Source organism: Microcoleus sp. B6-A1, from assembly GCF_036705085.1.
GTDB lineage: Bacteria > Cyanobacteriota > Cyanobacteriia > Cyanobacteriales > Microcoleaceae > Microcoleus.
This window is the reverse complement of the sequence record NZ_JAUBTU010000012.1, coordinates 25,045-41,174: the sequence shown is the minus strand read 5'-3', so window position 1 is coordinate 41,174 and position 16,130 is coordinate 25,045. Positions and strand designations below refer to the sequence as shown.

Annotated in this window: 12 protein-coding genes and 1 CRISPR repeat array (1 of these 13 running past the window's edge); of the genes, 10 read left to right on the top strand and 2 right to left on the bottom strand. The window is 46.8% G+C overall.

Translation table 11 applies throughout. The features are described from left to right. Positions 1–512 precede the first annotated feature (512 nt). Together QUB11_RS06470 and carB are read left to right on the top strand one after the other, a co-directional pair. On the top strand, positions 513–752 hold the full coding sequence (locus QUB11_RS06470) for a hypothetical protein (RefSeq protein WP_333046690.1): 240 nt from the start codon (positions 513–515) through the stop codon (positions 750–752). A gap of 594 nt (positions 753–1,346) precedes the next feature. Beyond that, a complete protein-coding gene (gene carB / locus QUB11_RS06465; protein ID WP_333201763.1) occupies positions 1,347–4,658 on the top strand; it encodes a carbamoyl-phosphate synthase large subunit in 3,312 nt (1,103 codons plus the stop codon). Positions 4,659–4,943: 285 nt separating this feature from the next. Here carB and QUB11_RS06460 read toward each other — a convergent pair whose 3' ends face one another. Then, positions 4,944–5,198, bottom strand: a complete 255-nt coding sequence (locus QUB11_RS06460; protein WP_333201680.1) for a DUF6737 family protein — start codon at positions 5,196–5,198, stop codon at positions 4,944–4,946. Positions 5,199–5,250: 52 nt separating this feature from the next. After that, on the bottom strand, positions 5,251–5,853 hold the full coding sequence (locus tag QUB11_RS06455; protein WP_333201678.1) for a Uma2 family endonuclease: 603 nt from the start codon (positions 5,851–5,853) through the stop codon (positions 5,251–5,253). 247 nt (positions 5,854–6,100) lie between these two features. Here QUB11_RS06455 and QUB11_RS06450 point away from each other — a divergent pair, with 247 nt between their 5' ends. From QUB11_RS06450 to QUB11_RS06415, 8 genes are all read left to right on the top strand, one after another. Next, positions 6,101–6,763, top strand: a complete 663-nt coding sequence (locus QUB11_RS06450; protein ID WP_332953856.1) for a VWA domain-containing protein — start codon at positions 6,101–6,103, stop codon at positions 6,761–6,763. 204 nt (positions 6,764–6,967) lie between these two features. Then, complete coding sequence (locus tag QUB11_RS06445; protein ID WP_333201676.1) at positions 6,968–7,741, top strand: PP2C family serine/threonine-protein phosphatase; 774 nt, start codon at positions 6,968–6,970, stop codon at positions 7,739–7,741. 169 nt (positions 7,742–7,910) lie between these two features. Continuing rightward, positions 7,911–8,582, top strand: a complete 672-nt coding sequence (locus QUB11_RS06440; RefSeq protein ID WP_333201674.1) for a hypothetical protein — start codon at positions 7,911–7,913, stop codon at positions 8,580–8,582. A 151-nt stretch (positions 8,583–8,733) separates the two neighbouring features. Continuing rightward, entirely contained in the window at positions 8,734–9,426 is a 693-nt protein-coding gene (locus QUB11_RS06435; protein ID WP_333201672.1) for a hypothetical protein, read from the top strand. Positions 9,427–9,778: 352 nt separating this feature from the next. Beyond that, a complete protein-coding gene (locus QUB11_RS06430) occupies positions 9,779–10,783 on the top strand; it encodes a ribonuclease III domain-containing protein (RefSeq protein ID WP_333201670.1) in 1,005 nt (334 codons plus the stop codon). Positions 10,784–10,816: 33 nt separating this feature from the next. Continuing rightward, on the top strand, positions 10,817–11,533 hold the full coding sequence (locus QUB11_RS06425; RefSeq protein ID WP_333201668.1) for a Uma2 family endonuclease: 717 nt from the start codon (positions 10,817–10,819) through the stop codon (positions 11,531–11,533). Between the two features lie 371 nt (positions 11,534–11,904). Continuing rightward, the gene (locus QUB11_RS06420; protein ID WP_333201666.1) at positions 11,905–14,022 is read left to right on the top strand and encodes a DNA-binding protein; all 2,118 of its coding nucleotides are present in this window, start codon (positions 11,905–11,907) and stop codon (positions 14,020–14,022) included. Positions 14,023–14,029: 7 nt separating this feature from the next. Then, positions 14,030–14,191, top strand: coding sequence for a hypothetical protein (locus QUB11_RS06415; protein WP_333201665.1), 162 nt, complete (start codon positions 14,030–14,032; stop codon positions 14,189–14,191). A gap of 109 nt (positions 14,192–14,300) precedes the next feature. After that, a CRISPR array of direct repeats spans positions 14,301–16,130; the repeat unit is 37 nt; unit sequence GCCGCAATTAACCAAACTCCCTATCAGGGATTGAAAC (it continues 7,383 nt past the right edge of the window).

Sequence of the window (16,130 nt, the reverse complement as noted above, 5' to 3'; positions counted from 1 at the left end):
TATAGAAAGAATGGCTAGAGAGTTACCCAAAAAGTCCATTGATGGGTAACTATGTCTAAGAATTCGCTTGCAGTAGCATTCCCTCATCTAGTAGGTTGGGTGGAGGGAGAGGGGGAGACGGGAGAGTGGGAGAGACCGGAGAGTTGTTGCAGGAAAATCTCAATCTAAAATCTAAAATCTAAAATCGATAGAGTTGTTGCAGGAAAATCTCAATCTAAAATCTAAAATCTAAAATCTAAAATCGATTGACGGCGGCCCCCATCTGCGGCTACGCTGTGAAAATAAGGCTGCTTTCCTCAAGGAGGAAGCAGCCCGCGTCGCTCAAAAATCTAGTTGCACTGCCCAAAGCTGCTACCAACAGCAATGGACAGCTAACCGCCAAACTGAGTAAGCAGTATGGAGGCTAATGGAGAATTCTAACATTCTCTGTAGCCGCCCTGCTCTGTGTTAACGTGCGGGGCGGCTGGGTTTTTGGGTTTTCCTAGAAAAACCAAAAACCAGGAGACCATATTATGTCACAGGAATTCGTGCCTGACGATAACTTGTCCGCGCGTCCAAATGACACCTCAGCAGTATCGGAACAGGAAGTCGTGCGGATAACGGTTGTCGGTTCCCGCGCAGCCGTGTTAGAAACCATCCACACCTTGTACCGACTGGGATTTGCCGCCGTCGGGGATTGGAGTCCGCCCCAGCGAGGTGCAAAGCCGGGACAAGTGATAAGCGTACTCATTCGCCGATCGCGCAAAGCCTAAAAATAGGATGAAATACGGTAGGGACACTCCAAAAACCCATTGGTGTCAACAATCGCCTGAAACCATTGATAAATCTAGCTTTTAACCCAGTCTAGATCCCCCTAAATCCCCCTGGTTGTTGGGGAGTAGGGGTTGACTTTGAGAAGACTCTTGTCCCACCCCCTACTCCCCTTCTTAAGGGGGGCTAGGGGGGATCTAGATTTAATACTCAAACAACAGTCTGTGATTGGGTTAGACGTTAAGTTGACACGAAGAAGGGTTCTTGGAGTGTCCCTACAATGATTAATCTGGCGGAATACAGGGATTGTGTATTTTAGAACACGATTTGACCGCAACACTTAAAATAGTCTTGATTTACCGATCGACTGCACCCTTTTCTCATCAATATTTCTGGTTAGCTGGGGGTGTCTGTGGGCCGGAGTTGCTAGGTTCTGCTTCCAAAAGGCTGATAATGGTGCACAATTTCAAATTAACAACAAAACTTGCACTATTTTGAGTAAGCTTTTGGGGGAACAGCTTAGAAAGCTTGTTTCTAAGACTGATGCAAAATATCAAATTAATCCTCAACCTTGTCCAATTACTAATTACGAACCTATGCCCCGTCGTCAAGACTTAAAAAAGATTCTTCTCATTGGTTCCGGCCCAATTGTTATCGGTCAAGCGTGCGAATTTGACTATTCAGGGACACAAGCTTGCAAAGCTTTGCGAGAAGAAGGTTTTGAAGTAGTGTTGGTGAATTCCAACCCGGCAACGATTATGACCGATCCCGAAACTGCCGATCGCATTTACATCGAACCTCTAACGCCGGCCATCCTCGAACAAATCATCGCTAAAGAAAGACCTCAAGCAATTTTACCGACAATGGGCGGTCAAACGGCGCTAAATTTAGCAGTGGCCGTCGCTAAAAATGGCGTTTTAGAAAAATACAACGTCGAGTTGATTGGTGCTAAGTTGCCAGCAATTGAAATGGCAGAAGATCGGCTATTATTTAAGGAAGCGATGGCGCGAATCGGTGTCGCTGTTTGCCCTTCGGGAATCGCCAACACTCTCGACGAAGCCAAAGCAATTGGTCACCAAATCGGCAGTTATCCGTTAATTATTCGTCCTGCTTTTACAATGGGCGGCACGGGAGGCGGCATTTCTTACAATCAAGAAGAGTTTGAAGAAATGGCACAAGGCGGGATAGACGCCAGTCCGGTATCGCAAATTTTGATCGAACAATCTTTGATTGGTTGGAAAGAGTACGAACTGGAAGTAATGCGAGATTTGGCAGATAATGTAGTGATTATTTGTTCGATCGAGAATCTCGACCCGATGGGCGTCCACACCGGCGATTCGATCACCGTCGCCCCCGCGCAAACTCTCACAGACAAAGAATATCAGCGCCTGCGAGATGCTTCGGTGAAAATTATTCGCGAAATCGGAGTTGAAACCGGCGGTTCCAATATTCAATTTGCCGTCAATCCAGTCAACGGAGATTTCATCGTTATTGAAATGAACCCTCGGGTTTCGCGTTCCTCCGCCTTGGCCTCGAAAGCAACTGGTTTCCCTATTGCCAAAATGGCGGCAAAATTAGCGGTAGGTTACAGCCTAGACGAAATTTCCAACGATATTACCAAGAAAACTCCGGCGTCTTTTGAGCCGACAATTGACTACGTGGTGACGAAGATTCCCCGATTTGCCTTTGAAAAGTTCCCCGGTTCCGAACCGACTCTGACAACGCAAATGAAGTCAGTTGGAGAGGTAATGGCGATCGGGCGCAGCTTCAACGAATCCTTCCAAAAAGCCCTGCGGGGATTGGAAACAGGCCGCGCGGGTTTCGGGTGCGACAAACCGGAAAAGTTGCCGAGTTTGGAACAAATTCGCGCCGGATTGCGGACGCCAAATCCAGATCGCATTTTTACAGTTCGCCACGCGATGATGATGGGAATGTCGGTGGAAGATATCTTCGAGTTCACAGCAATCGACCCTTGGTTTTTGGATAAAATGCAGGAATTGCTGGAAACTGAGAAGTTCTTGAAACGAACGCGGTTGGAACAGTTGACAAAAGAGACAATGTTTGAAGTAAAGCAGTTAGGTTTTAGCGATCGCCAAATTGCTTACGCCACCAAAACATCGGAAGATCAAGTCCGCGCTTACCGCAAACAGTTAGGCGTAATTCCGATTTACAAAACAGTCGATACCTGTGCCGCTGAATTTGAAGCGTTTACACCGTATTATTATTCCACCTACGAAGCGGGAGCGGCAATTTGGGAATTGGGCGATGAAGAAAAGAAAATTTCGCCTGTAGGCCACAGTCTCGCGCCGGAGTCGGAAGTTTTGCCTTCTACCAAACGAAAAGTGATGATTTTAGGTGGCGGGCCGAACCGGATCGGACAGGGAATTGAGTTTGATTACTGCTGCTGTCACGCTTCCTATTCCCTAGGAGAAGATGGCTTTGAGACAATTATGGTCAACTCGAACCCGGAAACGGTTTCGACGGATTACGATACGAGCGATCGCCTGTATTTTGAACCGCTCACAAAAGAAGATGTTCTCAACATCATCGAAGCCGAAAATCCCGAAGGAATAATTATTCAGTTTGGCGGACAAACCCCACTGAAATTAGCGCTTCCTTTACAAAAAGCTCTGGAAAATCACCCCGATGTACAAACAAAAATTTGGGGTACTTCGCCGGATTCCATTGATACTGCTGAAGACAGGGAGCGATTTGAAAAGATTCTGCGCGAGTTGGATATTCAGCAAGCTGCTAACGGTTTGGCCCGTAGTTTTGAGGATGCTTTAATAGTAGCTCAACGGATAGGTTATCCGGTAGTGGTGCGACCGAGTTACGTATTAGGCGGGCGAGCCATGGAAATTGTTTATTCTGATACTGAATTGGAACGTTACATGACCTATGCCGTGCTAGTAGAACCCGATCATCCGATTTTAATTGATAAGTTTTTGGAGAATGCGATCGAGGTTGATGTAGATGCGATCGCCGATGTTACTGGCAATGTGACGATCGGCGGTATTATGGAGCACATCGAGGAAGCGGGAATCCACTCCGGCGACTCTGCTTGTTCTATCCCTTACCAAACGCTTCCTGACGCAGCTTTGGTAACAATCCGCCGCTGGACTGTAGAATTAGCAAAATCCCTGAAAGTCATCGGGTTGATGAATATTCAATTTGCTGTTCAAGGGGAAGAAGTTTTCATTTTGGAAGCTAACCCGCGCGCTTCTCGAACAGTGCCTTTTGTCTCCAAGGCGATCGGAGTTCCCTTAGCAAAAATGGCATCGCGAGTCATGTCTGGCAAAACTCTAGAAGCTTTGGGTTTTACTGAAGAGATTATACCCACTCATGTTTCGGTAAAAGAAGCTGTATTGCCCTTTGCTAAGTTTCCGGGAACTGATACTTTGTTAGGGCCAGAAATGCGATCGACCGGCGAAGTCATGGGAATTGACACCGATTTTGGCAAAGCCTTTGCCAAAGCTCAATTAGGTGCTGGACAAATGATGCCGCTGTTGGGAACTGTCCTGGTTTCGATGCGCGATCGGGACAAACTAGCAGTTGTACCCGTTGTCAAGGAATTCTTAGAATTGGGTTTCCGAGTAGTCGCAACTCACGGGACACGCAAAGTTTTGCGAGAGCAAGGTTTAGAGGTAGATTTGGAATTGAAACTGCACGAAGGGCGGCCGAATTTGTTGGATTCGATCAAAAATGAGAAAATTCAACTAATTATCACCACGCCTTCCGGCGAAGAATCCCGCGCCGACGGCATCTTTATCCGCCGCACAGCTTTGACTTACAAAATCCCGATTATTACCACAATAGCCGGTGCCAAAGCGACAGCAGCGGGAATTCGATCGCTCAAATCTCACCCGATGGAAGTAAAAGCAATTCAAGACTATTACCCGCAAACCTAGACTGCGAAACACTCAAAGGTAGGGTGTGCAGCGCGCACTATTAGTGTCAACTGAAGCTTTTAGTCCGCAAGTCCTCCCGCTCACCCGGCAGCCCGCCAGGGAATGAATTCCCTGTCTTATAGCGAAAGTCCTCTCAAAGAGGACTGAAGAACTCATTAGTCCTCATAGCGAGGACTTTCGCTTGGAGGTTCTTGTTGAAACCCCTGCGGAACTGAGGGTTTAACGTTAAGTTGACACCAATGACCGCGCACCTTACCCTAAACATAAGGTGCGCGTCACCAAAACCTAATCTGCATCGGAATCTAAAACTCCGCTAGACAGCATCAACCTCGGCCAAACTAACAAGAAAAAACCCATCCATGCTAATAAAGGAATCGCGACTAAAACCGTTATCCAAATAGTTTTTAACAAAAACCAACTACCGCTAATCAGGCTAGTACCAGTTAAAAGAATCGACCAAGGCTGACACCACCAAGGTTTGTAACTCCAAGGACTCATAGCTTTTTGATTAGAAAGTTTTTTATCAGAAAGAGATTTCATATTTTCAGTAATTTTTTATGGAGAATAGTCTGGCTAGCAGGATGAACCGAAGTCAAACATTCATCACTTCTGCTGCTGTCAGCGTTAATTCGGGAAAAGTTCGCGACACAATTCGTTCACTGCCTTTAAACGCGCTTCTTTGATAGTTACCATCTGCATCCAAAAGGTGAACAAATACAGTTGGAACTTTGGGATTTCCCAGAAATTCCCTGCTGCCAATTGCTAAATAATCGACAATCCAATACTCAGGAATTCCGACGCGCCGATATTCGTCCAATTTGTCTATATAATCGTCCTCCCAATTTGTTGAGGTTACTTCCACTGCCAATTGAATTGGTTCCCGCATTGCAGCATAAGCAGAACGGTTCGATCGCCACAAATCGCGATCGATTACGCTGACATCCGGTCTCCGCCCTTGTTCGATGCCAGCTTTACTTACAGTTCTGATAACGGCTGTAGTGTTGACTACATAATTCAAATTTAGTCGCCGGATTTCATCATTGAAGCCAAATAACATGAAATTAGCAACATCATCATGATTTCTTGTGGCATTCATCTCTACAATTTCTCCATTTACCAGTTCATAACGTCCATCTTCTGGACATTCTACAAGGAATTGGTCAAAGGTTAATTTCTGTGTGACTGTTGCAATCATAAGATTTATCCTTATTTTGCAGTAATACTATTAGTCTATATTACCACAGGCAGGAAGAAATTTGTTTTTTTGACCGCAGACATCCAATTCTCAAATCTAAAATATACAATCAAAAATCAAAAATCGATTCACGTAAATGGTAAAATACGATCGCCAGCGGGCAGATAGAGTTAAATATGTCACCTACTTGCTAGGGTAGAAAGTAATAAACCTAGAAATCGAGCCACTCCCAGGTCAACCCCGAACCATGAGACTAGACGAAGCCGTAGAATTTGCCGAAAACCCAGAGCCGCGCTGTCCTTGCGTCCTCCTGCTGGACACCTCCGGCTCCATGCAAGGCGCACCCATAGATGCCTTGAATGAGGGGCTGGAAATCTTTAGGAATGACCTAATTAAAGACGAACTAGCTAAAAAGCGAGTTGAAGTGGCGATTATTTCATTTGACAATCATATCAAAGTCGTGCAAGACTTCGTGACCGCCGACCAGTTCGAGACGCCACTGCTGACAGCTCAAGGACAAACCCACATGGGCGCTGGCATTCAGCTAGCATTAGATACTATTGCGGCCCGCAAATCCGAATACCGCAACAACGGCATTACCTACTACCGCCCGTGGGTATTTATGATTACCGACGGCGAACCTCAAGGTGAATCCGACGATGTTGTGGAAATAGCAGCACAGCGGATTAAAGAGGAAGAAACTAATAAGCGCGTGGCATTTTTTGCAGTCGGAGTGGAAGGTGCTAATATCACCCGTCTGGCGCAAATTGTCGAGCGCACGCCTGTAAAATTGAGAGGACTAGACTTTAGAGAGATGTTCATCTGGCTGTCGGCTAGTATGCAGAGAGTTTCTCACTCAAAAATTGATGAACAAGTAGCACTGCCGCCACCCGGATGGGGAACTGTTTAGTCATTAGTCATTAGTCATTAGTCATTGGTCATTAGTCATTGGTCATTAGTCATTAGTAAGAGTGCCGTGTCCCTACGGCACTGCCGTGTCCCTACAAGGGCTAGTACCTACGAACCCATAAAAGTGCTGTAATTAGGGATAAATCAACCCGTCCAGACTTTGCATAGTTGTGAATTTACGAAGTTTTGAGTTAAAGAGTTATTAATGCACAATTCATCCTTTAATTGGCAAGTTGTAGCGGCATCGGTGATAGGTACGAGCCACGAAAAAAGATCGCAGCCTTGTCAAGATGCCCACTGCTGGCGTCTCTTGCCAAACGGTGTTTTAGCGGCAGCGGTTGCCGATGGTGCGGGCTCCGCAGCACTCGCAGAAGTTGGGGCAAAAATTGCTGTGGAAGCGGTTGTTGAAACGATTTGCCAGCAACAGGAAAGGCTGCCTCAAAATGACGACGAATGGCAGGTATTCTTGACAGCATCACTGCAAGTGGCGCGGGCCCAGGTGGAAGCAGAAGCGGCTGTGCGGGAAGTGCCTGCGAGAGATTTAGCCTGCACTTTAATTGCGGTTGTTGCTACGCCGGAATTAATCGCAGTTGCTCAAATCGGCGACGGTGCGGCGGTAGCAGGTGACAGTGCAGGAAATGCGATCGCCCTGACTGTACCTCCCTGCGGCGAATACATCAACGAAACTATCTTTTTGATTTCGCCGAATGCGATAGAAACAGCGCAATTTCAGGTACTCCGGGAAAAACTGCGGCACTTGGCGGTGTTTTCCGACGGCTTGCAAATGCTAGCTCTCAAAATCCCAGAAGGCACGCCACACGGGCCATTTTTTGCCCCTTTGTTTCGGTTTTCTGGCGAGTGGAAAGAAGAAGAAGATGCCAAACAGCAGTTAGAGTCATTTTTGCGATCGCCCCGTGTTTCCGAACGCACCGATGATGACTTAACATTATTGTTAGCAACTTTTTCGAGTAATGTCTAGTCTGTTCAACTTGAGATATTGCACCATTCTCAAGAACAGGCTTTCCGGCCTGTTCCACAAAAGATAAATTTTCTTGTGGAACAGGCCGGAAAGCCTGTTCAGAAAAGGCTGATTGAGAATGGTGCAAGATGTGATCTCAACTCCACTTACAAAAAGGGGATAAAAAATTATGACAAGTTCACGAATTAGTGCCACAAACTTGTTGCGAGAAACATTTGATACTATGGGGTCTCTATACGCTCCCCTGTTGACAATCAATTTTCCCAATTTGATATTGTCCGCTATCAATAGTTTGGACAATCTGGGTTCAGCCGGTGTTGCTTTCAATATTATCTACTGGTTCGTGGCAGTTCCTTTATTGTCGGGAGCCATGATTTTCTACACTTACCGAAGTTTGACTCGAAATCAAGTAACTGTGGGTCAATCTTTCAATCAAGCAAACAGAAGATTGCTGCCCCTTATTTTGGTTTATATTATGTCTTCGGGGCTGGCGTTGGCCGGCTTCATTGCACTAATAATTCCCGGTCTTTATGTATCATATCGCTTAATCTTTTCCTTGTACGCTACCGTCATTGATAACTCTTCGGCGCTGGACAGTCTTAGCAGCAGTTGGGAATTAACTAAAGGGCGCTGGTGGTTGGTATTTCGAGCGAGTTTTCTGATCATTTTTGTGGTTTCCGTGCCAATAGTGTTGATGATCCTATTAATCAGTTCGACCGCAAATTTGCTAGCATCTAAGCTTGCAGGTAATCTACTCGGATTTTTAGCCGGGCCGTTGATGAATGTTTATTTGGTTTTATTGTACCAGCGCCTGCGGGAATCGGCAGCAACTATTAAATAGACATCTCCTAAAAATCAAATCAAGGGCTGTCAGGATACCTACCCCATAACAATTGTTGGAAATGTCTAATGAGCGGTGAAAATTTGGCGCAGTTCTATAATAAAATCGAGGTGTCAACAATTCTGCTTTAGTTTGTACAGTAGGTCGTCATTTGCAAGCACAAGAGATTAAGGATAAGCTCAACTCCCTAATTAGCGACGCAGATCTAATAGATCCGAGTTTAGCGAGAAGATTGGATGAAATCAATCGCTGGGTGAAAGATGTTAAACCCGGTTCGCTAACGGCTAAGAAATTTGTGATGGCTTTTTTGCTGCAGCTTATCCGAGATTCTCAAGTTTGGCTGGCAGTTCAATCTCTACCTTCGGAAAGAGAACAGCAAGCCGCTTTTGAGTTAATGACTCCGGGGGAAAGGTATTGGTACAGCTATCTGTTTCCTAAATGGCTGAGCGAAAACGATCGCAAATTTTACATCTGGAAACAAAAACTCAAGGCCGGCAAATTCGATCCGGCTGACGATCTCGTCATTCGTGCGATCGCAGCCCGAATAGTCGATCGCCAAGGCACTGTTTTGTATCGATATGTTGCAGATCTTTCTATGGCAACCGATTCGATCGTTAGCAATCGCCAACAGCAGCCCCTCTGCATTCAAGTCACTACTCTTTCGGATGAATTCTCTGAACAAAAATATCATAATTGGCAACAAACTCTTCAAGATTGGGGGATTGACAGAGGATTATTTTTAAGTTATGATAAAAACGATGCAAATTTCCTGAATCAGTTAGTTAACATTGCATTATATAATAGTGATAATTTGCCCGCAGGTCGTTACCTCAAGTTCCCGTAAATCAAGCATATCTGCTGCTGAGAATAGTTCGACTGCTCCAAACTCGGTGAAAAAAAAATTTGACTAACTCACATATTGCACAATTTTCGACAATGCCAAAAAGCTAACCCCCAGCCTGCTTCTGGAAAAGGGAAAACAGACCAAGATTTTTCCTCCCCTTTTCTGTTTCCGGGAGGGGTTTGCCAGACGGTGGCAACAGGTGCTTGATACGAAGGCTAATTAACGGGAAGATTTACCGCAGCAATCCATAAGAGTGAAATAACTAGCAACTCGGCCTAAATTGAATTGAGATTTAATTTAATTGCGGTGGAATTGTTGGAAATAAAATCAAATTACATCAAAATCAAATACTATGACAGTACAAGGTACACAGACCGTTGAAAATAACTTGCAGAAAGTCTGGGAAGAACTGGAAGCAGCCAGAAAAATGCAGGATGAATGGATGAATTACGGGGTAGATTTTGTAGATTTGTATGTGGAAGATGCGGGCGGTGATTGGTTGGAAAAGTGGGGAAAATGTGAAGAAGAATTAGAGCGAATTAAACATAATGTAGATATTGAAGCAGTCAAAGCAGCGATCGACATTCCCAGCTTTCAGCAGACAAAACTGCTGGAAATTGCCTTAAATTGCCGTTATTCTACCAGCTATTACTCCGATCGCCCGGAGGAGTCTCCCGCTTGGCAAGAGGTTAAGTACAAACGGCTGTCACTCCTAGGGGGAGCGATTTTCGGTGCTGTTGTTAGCGATTACCTCTACCGCGAATATCCAGAACTCGATCCAGATGCTATCTCAACCTTAAAAGCTCGTTTAGCAGATCCGAAAAAACTTGGGGATTTTGCACAAAATTTGAAATTAAACGAAGTTAATGGGCGCGTCGGTAATGGAAAAGAAACAGACAAAAGCGAGTACACTAGAGTTTTTTCGGAGACTTTTGAAGCTTTGTTTGGGGCGATTTACTTGGAGTTGGATCGCGATTTTTGCCGTGGGGGAAACTGGCTGATTCAGCATTTGATTGAACCAAATGTTAGCCAGCATGGGGATCTAACTGGGCGGCGACAAGTTGCGCTAGAAAACGAGGTGAAACGGCGGGAAATCCTGGGTGCGGATATTCTAGATGCGATCGCGATCGACTATTTGTACAACCGCTTTCCCGAACGCAACGCCAGCCAGCTAACTCGCTGGAAAAATATGTTAGTGGCTAAAGAGATTTTCCCCAAAGACTTTAAGGCAAAACTAGGCAGTCATTACCTGGAATTGGAGAGCAATTTCTCGCGTACCCGCGACTGGTTGGTGGATAACTTTATCCAAACCGCAGTTGACGAACTGGAAGAGGAAACAGGCGATCGACTAAAATAAAATCAACTTGTCAAAAAAATTGGGGAAACAGCAATGGTTACACAACTGCAATCTCCCGAAAAATCACATATCATCTACCCCGACGATAACGGCGAACCGATGTCAAACAATACGGATCAGTTTCGATTAATTGTTTGGATTAAAGAAAACTTAGAATTGCTGTTTGCCGATGATCCAAATGTTTTTGTAGCAGGTGACTTGCTTTGGTATCCGGTGGAAGGCAATAACAAACTGTCTCAAGCACCAGATGTAATGGCAGTTTTTGGCATCCCCAAAGGATATCGAGGTTCCTATCAACAGTGGTATGAAAATGATATTGCGCCACAAGTCGCATTTGAAATTTGGTCGCGGGGAAATCGTCTGACTCCGATGATGCAAAAATTTCAATTTTACGAACGCTATGGTGTGGAAGAATATTATTTGTACGATCCAGAAAAATTGGAACTGATAGGATGGTTGCGGGCTGAGGGAAAATTAGAACAGATCGAACAAATGGACGGTTGGGTAAGTCCGAGAATGGGAGTGCGGTTTCAATTATCAGAAACTGGACTCGAAATGTTCGGGCCCTCTGGAGAACCGTTTAGGAGTTTTGTGGAACTTGATCGACTGATCCAGCAAGCCGAGGCGCGGGCCGAACAAGAACGGCTGCGGGCCGAACAGGCAGAAATGCTGCTGGAACAAGAACGATCGCGATCCCAAGCTTTGGAAGCAAGACTCCGAGAAATGGGCATCGATCCCAATCAATTGTAAGCACAACTGCAAAATTGAACTATTGTGGAACAGGCCCTCGTAGCCTGTTGCTGAATTTTCCAGGGCGGGCTCTCCTGCCCAATCCCTACTCCCCACAATAAAATTGAACTATTGTGGAACAGGCCCTCGTAGCCTGTTGCTGAGTTTTCCAGGGCGGGATCTCCTGCCCAACCCACAATAAAATAGAATTATCGTGGAACAGTCCCTCGTACCCTGTTGCTGAATTTTCCAGGGCGGGCTCTCCTGCCCAACCCCTACTCCCCACAATAAAATAGAATTACGGATTTATCAGTGGGGTAGCTTTCTTTAATCTAAAATCCAAAATCTCAAATCTAAAATCGATTGATGCCCCCATACCCTAAGCGAATTCTATGCAGTTGCAGCGCCAATTTAGCGGACAACTGATTGCGATCGACACCAAAAACGCGATCGCCAGTGGGGGTGAAGGTCGCATCTACCCGATCGCCCAAGACTCGTCCCTTGTAGCAAAAATCTACCACAAACCGACAGACGAAGACGGCGACAAACTCACAGTCATGTTCAGTATGCCGCCGGATGCGCCGATCGCCGAACCGGGACACGCTTCTATTGCTTGGCCGATCGATTTGCTGCATACTGTCGGCGGGCGAGAAAAAATCGTCGGTTTTGTGATGCCGCGCGTCAAAAAAGTGATGCCGGTACACACTTTCTATACTCCCAAAACCAGGCGCGAACAAAAACCGCTATTTAGCTATCTTTACCTCCACCGTACCGCCAGAAATCTCGCCTCGGCTGTAAACGCCCTCCACGTCAGGGGTTACGTCATCGGCGACGTAAACGAGTCGAACATTCTCGTGACGGATACGGCGTTGGTAACGCTGGTAGACACGGATTCGTTTCAAGTGCGCGATCCTTATACAGGTTACGTTTATCGGTGTCCCGTGGGGAAACCGGAGTTTACGCCGCCGGAGTTGCAGGGCCAGACTTTCCGCGATATCGATCGATCCCCAGAGCACGATTTGTTCGGTTTAGCGGTATTAATTTTTCAATTGCTGATGGAAGGTACGCATCCGTTTTCGGGAGTTTATCTCGGTAGCGATGAACCACCGTCTTTGGAAGCGAGAATTCGATCGGGCCATTTCCCCACAGGTACGAAGCGAATTCCCTACCGCCCGATGCCCGCTGCGCCTCCTTTCGAGATGCTGCATCCGCGGCTGCGGCAGATGTTTATCCGCTGTTTTGAGGAAGGGCACGGCAATCCTGCGGCGCGCCCGGATGCGAAAACTTGGGTGAATGCGATTCGGGAAGCGGAAGATGCTTTGGTAACTTGCAGCAAAAATAGTCAGCATAAATACGGAAATCATCTCAGTCGGTGCCCTTGGTGCGATCGGGCAAAACTCCTCAAAGGGCGCGATCCGTTTCCTTCGCGCCAAGCAGTCAGCCACGGATTGCACTTGCAGCCCGCGAAAATCAAGCGTAAAAAGCCCCAACCCCCGCCTGTCGTACCCCAGCCCGCAGTGCGTCGGCAACAGCCCTCCACGGGGCTGCCACGCCCCCTCGGTCAGTACGCAGTGCCGTTGCTACCGATGCCGATGTCTTCTCGGAGTCGGACTCCTGCGCCTCAGCTTCCCGTGGGCAAGTTTGAGCGCATTTTTCAGGATGCTGCTTGGGGTGGTGTTTGGGGTAGTTTGTGTTTGGCGGCGATCGGGGGGATTTATTCGGCAATAGCTGAGGGCGGCGGTGCTATTTTGGGGGCGATTTTTGTTGGTTCGATTTGGGGCTGTTTTTTTGGGGTGATGTGGGGAGTTTTTACTTTGCCGCCGAATCAGATTTGGCGGAAGTGGGGCGGAGTTTTGGTGGGGGCGGCTTGGGGGGCTTTTTTGTTGGCGGCGATCGGCGGTGCGGTGTTTGGGGCGATTAATAACAATGTGGCGATCGGGGAGAGGATTTTGGCTGGGGCGGGGGTTGGTGCAGTCTGGGGCTGTGTTTGGGCGAGTTTTCGGCCTCCTCTGGCGCTGCCGGCGGGGAGGGTGTGGGGCCGGCGGGGAGGGTCTTTGGGGGCTGTCTGGGGCTCGTTTGTGGGGACTCTGGCTGGTGTTTTTTTGGGGGTTGGGCTGGTGGTTTGGCAGCAATACGGTGTCCAGATGCGGCCGCTGAATGAGTTTGCGGGTTTGCTGCTGGGTGTGGCGATCGTGGCGGCTGGTGTCGGTTCTGTTGGGGGTGTGGTTTCTGGGGGTTTGTTGGGTTTTTGCGGGTTTGCGCCGAAGCTGCCGATTTCGTTTCAGCCTTCGGGGGTGAGGGGTGGGGCTTTGGGGGCGATTTGGGGCAGTTTTTTGGGGACTTTTGCGGGTGCTGTGTTGGGTGCGGGGGTGTCTGCGATGTTTCCGGCTGTTAGCGCTGGGGTGCCGGTGGAGTTGGGGCCTGTGGCGGGGGCGATCGTGGGGGCTGGTTTGGGGGCGATTTGGGGGGTGGTTTCGGGTACTGTTTGGGGGGCTTTGGGCAAGTGGTGATCGGTTGATGTCTGTTTTTGGGTGGAAAATCCGTGAATGGGTAGGTGTAAAAATCGAGGTGTTAAATTTTGAGGCTAGAATGTACGTGCTGCAAGAGTTTGAGGCTCTCTGTCTGAGAATACGATTCACGGAAAGTCTGAAAGTATTACAGGATAAGGCTTTGGAGTGAATATGAAATTTTGGGTATTGACAAGTCGAAGGCCGAAATGGTACTTTTGTTTTAGATTCACGGAACTGCACCTTGAAAACCAAATACAGCAATGCTTCTGGAACGGGCGGCCGCAATTAACCAAACTCCCTATCAGGGATTGAAACAACCCATACCTCATCGATCAGGAGATCGTAAGAAGCCGCAATTAACCAAACTCCCTATCAGGGATTGAAACAGGTAGTTAATAAATTCTTCAATTAAATTTTCCCTGCCGCAATTAACCAAACTCCCTATCAGGGATTGAAACCTAGGAGATATGTAGGTGGCTAATTTATTAAGAAGTTCGTTACAGCCGCAATTAACCAAACTCCCTATCAGGGATTGAAACTTTCCAAGTGCGCCGAGTTACGGACTTTTGGGGGAGATGCCGCAATTAACCAAACTCCCTATCAGGGATTGAAACTCTCAATTCCTCAGACCAAACCGCCAAACCCTCAGCGCCGCAATTAACCAAACTCCCTATCAGGGATTGAAACGATCAGGATGAGGCTACTGGTCAAGGTGGGTGTGCCGCAATTAACCAAACTCCCTATCAGGGATTGAAACTTAATTATTCTATATCTATTATGTATTGAAAAATTGTGCCGCAATTAACCAAACTCCCTATCAGGGATTGAAACCCGGAATTTTTCATTAGCTTAAATATGTCCGACCTGCCGCAATTAACCAAACTCCCTATCAGGGATTGAAACGACGGTTGATGGTGCGATAACCTTACCATCTCTCAAGCCGCAATTAACCAAACTCCCTATCAGGGATTGAAACTTAGATATATTCGGAAGACCTTGGATGCCTGAACACACTCTGCCGCAATTAACCAAACTCCCTATCAGGGATTGAAACAACATAACCCTTGATAAGTAACCCTTATCACTGCCGCAATTAACCAAACTCCCTATCAGGGATTGAAACCGATCCAGAGTTGCGGCGCAAAAGGTTAGAATTTACCGCCGCAATTAACCAAACTCCCTATCAGGGATTGAAACATTCAGTTTCCGCACAATTTACCGTGAGTACAAGCCGCAATTAACCAAACTCCCTATCAGGGATTGAAACTTTCTACTTCATCAAGTACATCTCGCATCGAATGACGCCGCAATTAACCAAACTCCCTATCAGGGATTGAAACTAAAGTTGTTTATTCAATCCGTCGCAACCCCGGTGCCGCAATTAACCAAACTCCCTATCAGGGATTGAAACCTGCAAGCAAGAAAGAGTAACAATGTCGAGCTATCGCCGCAATTAACCAAACTCCCTATCAGGGATTGAAACCATTTCCTAACAGTAACCCTACCTATTTACTAACAGGCCGCAATTAACCAAACTCCCTATCAGGGATTGAAACGATCGTATGAAATCTCTACCACTGCTAATTATTGCCGCAATTAACCAAACTCCCTATCAGGGATTGAAACGCCACAGAAGCATAAGCTTTGCGATTTTCACGATCGGCCGCAATTAACCAAACTCCCTATCAGGGATTGAAACAAACGAAGCACCACCCAAACCACCGAGAGACAGCAGGCCGCAATTAACCAAACTCCCTATCAGGGATTGAAACTACCAATAAAATGCACGGGGCAACCGATTCCGCCACGCCGCAATTAACCAAACTCCCTATCAGGGATTGAAACAAATACAGGACAACTGAGAGCTACCGCGAAAGCTGCCGCAATTAACCAAACTCCCTATCAGGGATTGAAACCAATTTTTTCCAGACAGAAAGGAGCGCAAATTTTGCCGCAATTAACCAAACTCCCTATCAGGGATTGAAACTTGTTGTCAAAGGCATTACCGCACCCCCTTAAATTTAAAAAGCCGCAATTAACCAAACTCCCTATCAGGGATTGAAACATTAATAGGTATTTTCTACCAATAAGAAACCGCTAGGCCGCAA